The sequence below is a fragment of the Streptomyces actuosus genome (genome assembly GCF_016921115.1).
Lineage (GTDB): Bacteria > Actinomycetota > Actinomycetes > Streptomycetales > Streptomycetaceae > Streptomyces > Streptomyces actuosus_A.
The window spans coordinates 56048-67359 of record NZ_JAFFZS010000039.1 but is presented as its reverse complement, the minus strand read 5'-3'; the positions used below and the strand labels follow the sequence as shown (position 1 = coordinate 67359).

Annotated in this window: 11 protein-coding genes; 6 read left to right on the top strand and 5 right to left on the bottom strand. The window is 73.4% G+C overall.

The annotated features are described in order from the left end of the window. Nucleotides 1–214: 214 nt before the first annotated feature. From JS756_RS31055 to JS756_RS31040, 4 genes are all read left to right on the top strand, one after another. Nucleotides 215–1060, top strand: coding sequence for a hypothetical protein (locus tag JS756_RS31055; protein WP_205386596.1), 846 nt, complete (start codon nt 215–217; stop codon nt 1058–1060). Nucleotides 1061–1360: 300 nt separating this feature from the next. Continuing rightward, nucleotides 1361–3058 carry a serine/threonine-protein kinase gene (locus JS756_RS31050; RefSeq protein ID WP_205386595.1) on the top strand — a complete coding sequence of 566 codons (1698 nt, stop codon included), beginning with the start codon at nt 1361–1363 and terminating at the stop codon, nt 3056–3058. Further along, nucleotides 3055–4341: a hypothetical protein gene (locus JS756_RS37680; RefSeq protein ID WP_275892754.1), complete on the top strand. Its 1287-nt coding sequence runs from the start codon at nt 3055–3057 to the stop codon at nt 4339–4341. Before JS756_RS31050 ends, JS756_RS37680 begins: the two co-directional genes overlap by 4 nt. Nucleotides 4342–4480: 139 nt before the next feature. After that, nucleotides 4481–4693: a DUF4287 domain-containing protein gene (locus JS756_RS31040; RefSeq protein ID WP_205386594.1), complete on the top strand. Its 213-nt coding sequence runs from the start codon at nt 4481–4483 to the stop codon at nt 4691–4693. 33 nt (nt 4694–4726) lie between these two features. Here the strand turns inward: JS756_RS31040 and JS756_RS31035 are convergent, their stop codons facing one another. Both JS756_RS31035 and JS756_RS37925 read right to left on the bottom strand, forming a co-directional pair. Next, nucleotides 4727–5278, bottom strand: a complete 552-nt coding sequence (locus tag JS756_RS31035; protein WP_205386593.1) for a GNAT family N-acetyltransferase — start codon at nt 5276–5278, stop codon at nt 4727–4729. Nucleotides 5279–5329: 51 nt separating this feature from the next. After that, a complete protein-coding gene (locus tag JS756_RS37925) occupies nt 5330–5656 on the bottom strand; it encodes an ArsR/SmtB family transcription factor (protein ID WP_205386592.1) in 327 nt (108 codons plus the stop codon). 36 nt (nt 5657–5692) lie between these two features. On the opposite strand from JS756_RS37925, the gene JS756_RS31025 reads away from it, so the two are divergent. Beyond that, nucleotides 5693–6055 (top strand): phosphopantetheine-binding protein, encoded by a 363-nt coding sequence (locus JS756_RS31025; protein ID WP_205386591.1) that lies wholly within the window; start codon nt 5693–5695, stop codon nt 6053–6055. 177 nt (nt 6056–6232) lie between these two features. Here the strand turns inward: JS756_RS31025 and JS756_RS31020 are convergent, their stop codons facing one another. From JS756_RS31020 to JS756_RS31010, 3 genes are all read right to left on the bottom strand, one after another. Continuing rightward, nucleotides 6233–6598 (bottom strand): carboxymuconolactone decarboxylase family protein, encoded by a 366-nt coding sequence (locus tag JS756_RS31020; protein ID WP_205386590.1) that lies wholly within the window; start codon nt 6596–6598, stop codon nt 6233–6235. 96 nt (nt 6599–6694) lie between these two features. Further along, nucleotides 6695–9049 (bottom strand): arylsulfatase, encoded by a 2355-nt coding sequence (locus JS756_RS31015; RefSeq protein WP_205386589.1) that lies wholly within the window; start codon nt 9047–9049, stop codon nt 6695–6697. Nucleotides 9050–9326: 277 nt separating this feature from the next. Beyond that, a complete protein-coding gene (locus JS756_RS31010; protein ID WP_205386588.1) occupies nt 9327–10661 on the bottom strand; it encodes a cation:proton antiporter domain-containing protein in 1335 nt (444 codons plus the stop codon). 197 nt (nt 10662–10858) lie between these two features. Between JS756_RS31010 and JS756_RS31005 the strand changes: the two genes are divergently transcribed. Next, nucleotides 10859–11272: a DUF7144 family membrane protein gene (locus JS756_RS31005; protein WP_205386587.1), complete on the top strand. Its 414-nt coding sequence runs from the start codon at nt 10859–10861 to the stop codon at nt 11270–11272. Nucleotides 11273–11312: the final 40 nt, after the last annotated feature.

Below are 11312 nucleotides of genomic sequence, written 5' to 3'. Positions count from 1 at the left end.
GCGCCGGCCTGAGCCTCTACCACGTCGTCCGCGAGCTGCAGACACTCCTCGCGACCTGGACCGGCGCCTGCCCCACCTGCCACCGCGACATACCCACCCACACACCAACCTGACCAAGCACTACTAGGCGCCCCCGCGCCGGCCGGGCGCGGGCCCACCCGCACCGGCGTTTCGCTCGCCGCCCGGAGCGGTCCGCCCGGTCTACGCTCGCCCTGTGACGCAGCCCGAGCAGCGCGCCGAGGGCACCGTGGGACCGTTCACCACCCGGCGCTCCTGGCGGCTGCCGGGTGGTGGCACCGCCGTGTGGGAGTCCCGGCTCGCCCGGCGGCGCGGAGTCCTCTCCGTCCGCGCACCCGGTGCGCCGGCCGGCCGGCACGTCCCCGCGGAGCCCGCGGCCCTGGCCCGGCTCCGCCGGCTCAACGCCGTCGCGTCGATCGCCTTCGTCCTCGGAGGGGGCCTCTTCGCGGCCGGTGCGGCCGTCGCCCAGCTCGGCTCGGGCGACGCCGCCACGTCCGCCTCGATCTACTTCGTGGGCGGCCTGTTCTTCAACACCGGCGGCTACGTCGCACTCCTCCAGGTGATCAACGCTCCCCGCCGTCCCGGCGGCCACGAGGCCCGGCTCGTCACCCGCCCCTGGCAGTGGTGGAGCTACGAGCCGATGCGGGTGGACTGGCTGAGCGCGTTCCTGCTCTTCGCGGGCACGCTCGTCTTCGCCGTCAACCTGCTGAACTCGTTCCTCGAGGGCCTGACCGTCCAGCAGGTCAACCGGCTGATCTGGGTGCCGGACGTGGTCGGTTGCGTGCTCTTCCTGGTCTCCGGGCACCTCGGCTTCGCCGAGATCTGCCACGGGCAGCCCTGCCTGCGCCCGCACCGCCACGGCTGGTGGATCGTGGCCGTCAACCAGCTCGGCTCCGTCCTGTTCATGAGCTCGGCGCTCGCCGCCTTCACCCGCCCGGCCACCGGCAGTCCGCTCAACGCCGACATCGCCAACTGGGGCACCTTCACCGGCGCCCTGTGCTTCTCCGCCGCGGGACTCCTCCAGCTGTTCGAACACCCCTGACCGGGCCTCCGGGCGAGACGGCCTCCCGGAGACACGGGGCCACCGCGAAATGCCGCCGACCCAGCGCCCCTCGCGCTCCGCGCGGTCCGGCAGGTCCGTGCGGAGCGCGGGAGGGGACGGCCCTGACACGGCGACCGGAGGTCGGGCGCCGGACGACGCCGCGGAATGCAACGCTTTCGCACCGTTCCCGCCCGTGGGTACCGTGCCGCAACCGCCGTGACCGAAAATGTGTCTCCTCACGCGTGGCCCGGACGCCCGGGAGACAGTGCGGCTCCGACGGCAGCGGCTTTGGGGGTTGGGATGACGACATGGGCGGTGCCCGGATACACCGAGTCCCTGGAACTGGGTTCCGGGGCCAGCGGGCGGGTCGTGCTGGCCGTGCACGAGGAGACCGGCGTCCCGGTCGCGGTGAAGTACCTCAGTGACTCACTGCGCACCCGGCCGGGCTTCGTGCACGAGTTCCGCGCGGAGGCACGACTGCTCGGCGGACTCCAGAGCCCCCACGTCACCGGGCTGTACGAGTACGTGGAGAGCCCCGACGGCGCCGCCATCGTGATGGAACTGGTCGACGGTGTCTCGCTGCGCACCCTGCTGACCGGCCGGGGCCCCCTCGACCCCGAGGCCGCCCTCGTCATCCTCAAGGGGTCCCTGCTCGGTCTCGCCGACGCCCACCGCCTCGGCGTCGTCCACCGCGACTACAAGCCGGAGAACGTCCTCGTCCTGCCGGACGGGTCGTCCAAGCTCGTCGACTTCGGGATCGCCGTGGACGCGGGCACGACCGCCGGTGTGGCGGGGACCCCGTCCTACATGGCCCCCGAGCAGTGGACCGGCGCACCCGCCTCACCCGCCGCCGACGTGTACGCGGCCACGGCCACCTTCTTCGAGTGCCTCACCGGCCACAAGCCCTACGCGGGCGCCAACATCGCCGAACTCGCGCTGCAGCACGTCGACGCGCCCATCCCCGTGGCGGAGGCCCCCGAGCCGGTGCGGGAGCTGTTGCGCCGCGGACTGGCCAAGGACCCGGCGGAGCGGCCCGCGCAGGCCGAACTGTTCGTCACAGAGCTGGAGACGGTCGCCGGCGCCGCCTACGGACCGGACTGGGAGGAACGCGGCCGGGGCCGGCTCGCCGCGCTCGCGGCGCTGCTGCCGCTGCTGCTGCCCTCGGCCCGCTTCGGCTCCCGGACCACCACGGACACCGCACGCACGGTCTTCGGAAGCGAGCCAGCACCCGGCGGCCCCAAGCCGGGACACGGCGGGCTGCAGACCTGGCTGCCCGGCCGGACCGGGCTGCTCGTGTCGGCCGCGGTCGTCCTCCTCGGCGTCCTCCTGACCTACGGGCTGCCCCGCACCCCGGGCGTCGACGCGCAGCGGACGGCGCAGGCCCTGGCCACCACCAGCGCCGGACCCGGCGCCTCCCCCGCGGCACCCACCGCCACGGCGACCTCGTCCCCGTCGCCGTCCCCCTCCGCGTCCGCCTCGCCGTCCCCCTCGTCCTCGTCCGCGTCGCCGTCCCCGACCCTGTCGGCCGACCCGTCGCCGACGGGCCCGGCGACGCCCGGTCCCACCGTCGCGCCCCCGGCCACCCCGACGCCCACGGGCGGGACCACGACGCCCGGCACGCCCCCCACCACGACGACGCCCCCCTCCACGCCGCCGGCCCCGCCCGCCCCTCCCGCCGTCAAGAAGGTGACGGTGTCGGGCTTCCGCCAGACGGGCCCGGCGACCGCCACCGCAGCCATCACCATCAGCACCGACGGCACCGGACCGATCTCCGTCACCCTCTCCTGGTTCACGGGCAACCTCGGGGGGCAGCTCGGCTCCCCGGACGGTGCGTCCCAGACCTTCAAGCGCAGCGGTGCCACCCAGTACACGATCACCGTCGACCACACCTTCCAGGGCAAGGGCTGCTACTGGGCGGTGCGGGCCACGACCACCCCGGCGTCCGCCGACGGCGGAGCCTCGCAGCAGCTTCTGACCAGGCAGTGTGATATCCGATGACGCGTCAGGACGACCGCGTGCCCGCTCCCGCCGACGCCCCCGAGCCGACCCGGGTGTTCACTCCCGGCGGCGGCAGCGAGTCGACGCAGGTGCTTGCTCCTGCCGGGGAGGCGGACGCTACTGAGGTGTTCCCTGCAGGCGGGGGCAGTGAGTCGACGCAGGTGTTCGCTCCGGCCGGGGAGGTGGAGGTGACGGAGGTGTTCGCCCCGGCCGATGGCGGTGGGCCGACGGAGGTGTCGGCTCCCGTCGACGCCGGTGAAGCCACTCGGGTGTTCACTCCCGGCGGCGGCAGCGAGTCGACGCAGGTGCTTGCTCCGGCCGGGGAGGCGGACGCCACCCAGGTGTTCGCTCCGGTCGGGGAGGCGGAGGCCACCCAGGTGTTCGCTCCGGTCGGGGAGGCAGAGGTGACGGAGGTGTTCGCCCCGGCCGATGGCGACGAGCCGACCCACGTGCCGGCCACGGCCGAGGGCGGCGCCCCGGTGCCCGCGGACGTCGACGAGGCCACCCGGGTGCTCGCCCCCGCCGCGGTCGCCGACGCGCCCGTCGTCGACGCACCCACCCCCGCCGGGCAGCGGCCCGCCGGTGACGACACCGTTCCCGGTGGAGAGCGAGGCGCCGGGGACGGGGTGCCCGCGGGCCCGTCCTCCGGGGCCGAGGACGCCGAGTACAGCGCCACCGTGCTCGCCAGCCACTGGATCCAGCGCCCCGAGCCGGAGAAGACGCTCGAACAGCCCCCCGGGGAAGGGGTTTTCGGCGAGACCCGGCCGCCGATCACGCCCGACCGCACCGACGGCACCGTGCTGCGCTTCGGACCCGGCGTGACCGCTGCGGACGTGCACCGCACCCACGGGACGCTCCCCGCCGTCCAGCCGACCCCGGAGCCCTCCCGCCGGCGGCTGCGCCGACACGCGTTGCCGGCCCTGGTGCTGCTGCTGGTCCTCGCGTTCCTCGCCTGGCAGCGCCTCGGGCCGTCCGTCGCCGTGCGGGCGGTGTCGGTGACGGCGCATCCGGCGGTCCTGGGGTGCGACGACACCGCGGACGTCGTCGGCCTCGTCACCACCGACGGCCGCCCCGGCACCATCTCCTACCGCTGGGTCCGAAGCGACGGCACCACCTCCGACGTGCTGAAAGAGGTGGTGACCCGGGGTCAGGAACAGGCGCGCCTCCACCTGCTGTGGACCTTCCAGGGCCCGGGCAGCCACACGGCACGGGCGGAACTGCACCTCGTCTCCCCGGACAGCCGTACGGTCACGGCCGACCTCTCCTACGACTGCCGCCCCTGACCGGTCCGTGGCGCCGGGCACCAGGTCGGGTGTGAGGCATGTCACGTCGTCGGGCCGGTCGGTTCCCGGCGGCCCCGCGGTCCACCCCTGCATCGGCACCGGCGCCGGGCCGGCCGATCGTCGGAAAGGACGTAGAGAGATGACCGCACCTGTGAAGGGGCCCGCCAGCTACTTCCCCGCCATCGAGAAGAAGTACGGCCGTCCGATCGCCGAGTGGAAGGAACTGATCCGTGCCGCGTCGCCGACCCGGCACGGCGAACTCGTCACCTGGCTCAAGAGCGAGCACGGCCTCGGGCACGGCCACGCCAACGCGCTGGTGGCGCACACGCTCGCCGAGGATGCCGGCAGGTGAGTCCCGTCGGCCGGGGCCGGCCGACGGGTCCGGTCAGCTCCCGGCTGCGCCGGACCGCTCACGCCATTCGCCGTCCAGCATTCCGAGAACGGTCTCGTCGGAGAACTCGCCGTACCCCCAGGCGGATCCGCGCAGCGTTCCCTCCACCGTGAATCCCGCCCTTTCCGCGGCGCGAATCATCGGGTTGTTGCCCGCGGCGGTCTCGATCTGGAGCCGGTGCAGGCCCCGCACCGCGAATCCGTACGTGCACAGGGCTCGCACGATATCCGTGCCCAGCCCCAGGCCCCGAAAGGCGGGCAGCAGCGAAAGCCCGAGGTGGGCACGGCGGTTGTAGGTGTCGATTCCCCACAGCAGGGCTTCTCCGGCGAGTTTCCCCGACGTCAGTTCCACCACGGAGAAATAGACGATGTCATCGGAGGGTTCGCCCACGGAGTACGGGGAGTGCGGAGATCCCTGGGGGACCGGCCGCCACGGCGCGGAATCGGCCAGCGCCTGAGTCCTGACGTCGTCGTACAGTTCGGACTGCAGGACGGCGAGGTCGTCTTCGTGCCGGGCCCGCAGCCCGATCTTCTCGCCTCGTATCACGGGACATTGGTATCCGACGATCCGTGGCCCCCACAAGTGATCAAGGGTGGATCAGTCCACCAGTTGGTCGCCGAGCGGTGTGCGCGAATACAGCATCGTGTGCCCGTCCCGGGCCCGGTCGAGCAGTCCGGCGCGGTGCAGGATGCCGAGGTGCTGGCTGATCGCCCCCGCGCTGAGGCCGAGGCCTCGGGCGAGTTCCGTGGTGCTCAGCGGCTGGCTGACGACTTCGAGGAGCTGGGCGCGGCTGCGGCCGACCAGATCGGACAGGGCGCGGCTGGAGGTGACCACGCCGGCGCCCCACACGCGGCGGCGCGTCCGGCACCCGGCGACGGCCCCGCCGCCCGGCTCGCCGCCGTCCGCGAACGCCTCGGCCGCCACCTGCCGGACCACCTCCTGCCCGACCGGACGGTGGCGGTGGAGACGCTGCCCCTGACGCCGAACGGCAAGGTCGACCGGCGTGCCCTGGCCGCCGTCGCCGTCGCCGACGCCGCCGCACCGGAGACCGGCGTCGCCGGCTCCGCGTCCGGCGAGGGTGACCCGGACGACGCGCTGTCCGGCACCGAGCAGGCCCTGGCGGCCATCTGGGCGGAGATCCTCCGCCTGCCCCGGGTCACCCGCGACGACGACTTCCTCGCCCTCGGCGGCCAGTCCCTCCAGGCGAGCCGCATGGTCTCCCGGATCCGACGCCGCCTGGGCGTCTCCCAGGCTTCGCTGAGCGCCGTCTTCGACCACCCCACGGTCACGGAGCCGGCCGCGCGGGTGGACGCCGCCGGGTGACGGGCGGGGCGGCCCGCCCGTCGAGGCGGACGGGGGGGCGAGGAGGCGCGGGGACGCCGGGGGCGCGGGGACGTGCGCGGTCGGCCACGGCGGCGCCGTGGCCGACCGACGGCACCGCACGGTACGTCCGGGCTGCCGCCCTTCCGGCGGAGCACCCGGGCCGCACCACCGGGTGCGTCACAGCGCCGGCCCGGCCTCCTCGCCCCCCTCCGGCAGCAGGGCCGTCCCGAAGGCCTCGTCGATGCCGCGGGCCGCGGAGACCACGCGGGCGGTGCCGACCACGGGGGCGACGGCGACGAGGGTGCCCTGGATCTTCTCCAGCGGCACTCCGATCTCGCCCGCCGTGCCGACGTTGACCAGGTACGAGGTGGGCGAGGCGCCCAGGGCCACCAGGGCCGCGACACGGGTGAGCAGGTACGTCTCGGGGTCCAGGCCGGAGCGTTCGAAGACGTCCAGCGTCATCTGCACGAGTGTGTCGAACACGGGGCTGCTCGTCGTGCCGGCGGCGTCCGCGGCGCCCGGTCCGGTCGTGTCCTCGGCCATCGTCCGACTCCTCGTCCGCGCGGGCTGGGGATCAGGGCTGACCGGCCGACAGCCCGTCAGCCGGCCGGTCAGCTGCTCGGAGGTTCGGTCCTCGGCTCAGTCGATCATGAACCAGCCGCGCACCTGCGCCTCGTGATCGACGTAGCGTTCGCCCGAGACGTCGACGACGACCTTGTCGATGGTGCCCCCGGTGAACGGGAAGGAGCCCTCGTAGTCGGGCGTCACCGGTGAGGAGTCGTCGCGGCCCACGCAGATCCCGTCCCCGACGACGCAGAAGCTGCCGGGCTGGGTGACGATGTCGTGGCTGCCGACCTCCTGGTCGTCCACGAAGAGGGTGAGCGTGCCGGTCGCACCGGGCATCGCCGGGTCGGAGCTGCGGCCCGAGGCCTCGAACTCGGCGGCGAGCAGGTGCTTGCCCGGCGGTATCTCCCGGTCCCCGTCCACCACCTGGAGGTCGGTACCGACCCAGTTGTACGCGTAGTGCAGGCGGTGGTCCTTGACGTAGAGGCTGTGGCCGCCCGCCACCCCGCCGTGCGCGTACAGCACGCCCTCGGCGTCGGCCGAGTCGACGTCGACGCCGGCGGCGATCGTGTACGACCGGCCGCTGGTCACCACACCGGACTGCTCGGGCACCGCCGCGGAGTCGGGGTAGTACACGTACCGGTCGCGCTCGGGCGCACCGCTCGGGCGGTCGGCCGTCACCTGCTCCAGGGCGGTGCGGTCGTCCAGCGGCAGCCCGTTGTGGACGCCGGCGTAGTAGTACCAGAGGCTCTTGAGCGTCTCCAGCCGGGCCGGCTCCCGCGCGGCCAGGTCGTGCGACTGGGCGCGGTCCGTGCTGAGGTCGTACAGCTCCCACACGTCGTGGGTGAAGTCGCCCCAGCCGCTCAGCGGCGGGTGGACCGTGCAGGCCAGCCATCCCTCGTGGTACAGCGACCGCTGCCCCAGCATCGCGTAGAACTGGGTCTGCCGCCCCGGCGCCTCGGGATCGGTCAGCGAGGCCCGGAAGCTCTCGCCCTCCATCGGACTCTGCGGATAGCCCTTGAGCGTCTCGGGCGGTTCGATGCCGAGCAGGTCGTACAGGGTCGGGACGACGTCCACCGCGTGGATGTACTGCTGGCGGACCTCTCCGCGGGCCGCGATCCCGGCGGGCCAGGCGACCAGGCACATGTCGGCGACACCGCCCTCGTAGCCCGCCCAACGCTTCCAGTACGGGAAGGGCGTGTCGAACGCCCAGGCCCACCCGGTGTTGTAGTGGTTGTACGACGACGGGCCGCCGAGCTCGTCCAGGTGCGGGAGCGACAACTCGGTCGGCGTGTTCAGGCCGTTGAAGAACCGCCACTCGTTGAACGTCCCGTCCGGTCCGCCCTCGCCGCTCGCCCCGTTGTCGGAGACAGCCACGATGATCGTGTCGTCGAGTTCGCCGGTGGCCTCCAGGAAGTCGAGCACGCGGCCCAGCTGGTCGTCGCTGTAGGAGACGTATCCGGCGAAGACCTCCGCCATCCGGATGAACAACCGCCGCTCGTCGGCGCTCAGTTCGTTCCACGGCCGGACGGTGTCGATCAAGGGCCAGGGCTGGCCGTCCGGCCCGGTCACCGCGGGCTCGCCGTGCGGATTGATCGGGGAGAGCTCGGTGTTCTCCGGCAGCAGGCCGAGCTCCTTCTGACGGCGCAGGATCCCGGGCCTGATCGCCTCGTACCCCTCGTCGAAGACGCCCTTGTAGCGGTCCGCCCACTCCTTGAAGACGTGGTGCGGCGCGTGGGCCGCGTCCAGGGAGAGGTACATGAAGAACGGCTTGTCCGGGTCGACGGACCGGGCGTCCCGGATGAACTGGATCGCCTTGTCGGAGAAGTCCTTGGCGATGTGGTAGCCCTGCTCGGGCGTGGCCGGCGGCGCCACCGGGTGGTTGTCGTGGATCAGGTCCGGGTACCAGCAGCTCGACTCCCCGCCCAGGAAGCCGTAGAACCGCTCGAAGCCGCGCCCCAGGGGCCAGCGCCCCTTGTACGCGGCCATGTTGGTCTCCGCACCGGGGGTGAGGTGCCACTTGCCGACGCAGTAGGTGTTGTAGCCGTGTTCGGCGAGGACCTCCGAGACGAACCCGTTCTCGAAGGGGATGCGGGTCGAGATCCCGGGGAACCCGGCGCTGAACTCGGCGACGGTCGCCATCCCGTTCGAGGTGGCGTTCCGGCCGGTCATCAGCGACGCCCTGGTCGGCGAGCACAGGGCCGTGGTGTGGAAGTTGGAGTAGCGCACCCCCATGTCGGCGATCCGCGACATCGCCCGGGTCCGCACCGGACCGCCGAAGCAGTCCATCGTCCCGTAGCCGACGTCGTCCCAGGCGATCACCAGCACGTTCGGGGCGTTCTCGGACGCTCTCGGCGCGAGGTACGGCTCCCAGTCCGGCTGCGAGTCACGGATATCTAGGGCGATCTTTCCCTTGAAGGGCCTGGCCATGACGATTCCCCTCTGCACGCCTGCTGCGGAGCCGGACGCGGACGTCCCGCCGAAGTGTCCCCGTGAGTCCTCGTGAGTGCCTGCGAGTCCCCGAGAAGGACGGAGAGCCCCGTGCGTCTCCGGTCGGCACGGGCCGGTCACCCCTCCACGGTCGCGCCGGCCGGCCCCGTCCGCCTCACCCGGCACGGGTGACCCGCCCGACCCTGCCTCCCCACGGCCCCATCGCTTCTCGGCCCCGCAGCGCCCGGTACCCGGCACGCCGGATCGCCGCGCGGCCTCACCGGGCGACGATCCGGCGGGGCGCGGCCTCCGGCACGGGTGTGGCCTCGCGCAGCCTCCGGCCCGTGGCCGCGGCCTCCTCGTGCCAGCGGCCGTAGCGGTCGGCGAGGGCGACGGCCGACACACCGTGCAGCAGCACGCTGAGGCCGACGGTCGCCGCCACCACCCGGCCCAGCAGGTCCGTGCCGCGGACCTGCTCCTCCACGACCAGCAGACCCAGCACGACGGACGCCAGGCCCCGTGGCCCGAACCAGCCGATGTACGCCACCGTGGGCGGCCGCAGCCCGCTGCCGGCGAGCGCCAGGGCCACGGGCAGCATCCGGACGACGGTGAGGCTCAGCACCGCGTAGCCCACGACCCGCCAGCTCAGGTCCTCCAGCGTCGGACCCAGCACGACCGCCCCGAAGACCAGCAGGCTGACCGAGGTCAGGAGGCCGCCGAGATGCTCGGCGAAGTCGGCCGGGCGGGCGTCGTCCTCGGGCCGCCCGCCGGCCGGCCCCGCGCCGGAGGCGGTGGCGGTGGCCGGCCGCGGAGCGCTGTGGCGCAGCGCGTGGCCGAAGGCGAAGCCGGCGGCCCAGGCCGCGATGAAGCCGCTGCCGTCCGTCACGACGGCCAGGCAGTACGCCGCCATCGCGACGGCCGGGACGAACAGCTGCGCCCACTCCGGGGTGACCCACCCCCGGGCCCGTGCGGCGCACAGCAGCCGGCCGCCACCCGCCCCGGCCAGCAGCCCCAGCACCGTGCTGAGCACCAGCGCGCGCCAGAAGACACCCGACACCCCCTCCTCGGCGGCGGACGTGCCCGGGATGCCGGCCAGGAAGAGCAGGAAGAACGGCAGCACCATGCCGTCGTTGAGTCCGCTCTCCACGTTGAGCCCCTGCCGCACCAGCGGAGGGAGCCGGGGGCTGGACATGGCGGTCTTGCCGAGCGCCGCGTCCGTCGGCGCGAGGACGGCGCCCACCAGCGCCAGCTCCCACACGGTCAGCCCCGGCAGCAGCGGCCACGCCAGCAACCACCCGGCCCCGATGGTCAGCGGCAGCCCGATGCCGAGCAGCCGGCCCGGCAGGAAGCCGCCGCTGCGCAGGTCGCGCCGGCGCACCGCCATCGCGTCGGTGAACAGCACCAGGGCCAGCGCCGACTCCAGCAGGGTCAGGATCGGCCCGGTGCGGCCCTGCGTCTCGACGACGCCGAGCACGGCGGGCCCCAGGAGCACCCCGCAGCCGGTGAACACCATCGCCGACGACACCGGCGTCGACGCGAGGCGGCGCGAGCACAGCGCGTAGGCGGCGGTGACTCCCGCCACCGCCACCCCGGTCCAGGCCTCACCGCTCATCTCCGAAGCCTCCCGAGCCTCCCGGGTCCCGCGCACCCGGCCCGGCCCTCGCCCCGCTTGCTTCCTGCGCTCAAGGGCACCAGCGGGCCGTCCCGCGGACATCACCCGCCACGGGTGATCACCGGTCCGCGCCGACCGCTCATGCTGGAGGACGCAGAGCCGGGCGTCGCCGCCCGCCGATGAAGCGAGGTTCCACCATGACCACGAGCATGACCCCCCACCGCCGTTCGGACACGGCTGAGGCGGCTGCCGGCGGACTGGTGATGTTCGCCGCCGCCCTGCTGTTCATCGCCGGCATCCTGGACCTTCTCCGGGGCATCATGGCGATCGCCGACGACGACATCTACGTGTCGACCCCGAACTACATCTTCAAGTTCGACCTGACCAGCTGGGGCTGGATCCAGCTGGTCCTCGGCGTCATCGCCGTCATCGTGAGCGTGGGGCTCTTCCAGCGCTCCACGTGGGCCAGGGTCGTCGGCGTCGGGATCGCCGGACTACTGATCATCGCCAACTTCCTGTCGATCCCGTACTACCCCTTCTGGTCGCTCACCCTCATCGCGTTCTACGCCTTCGTCATCTGGGCCCTGTGCGTCGTACCGCGGGAACCGTGACCCGAACGACCCGGGTTCCCCCGGCCGGCCCGGGACGACC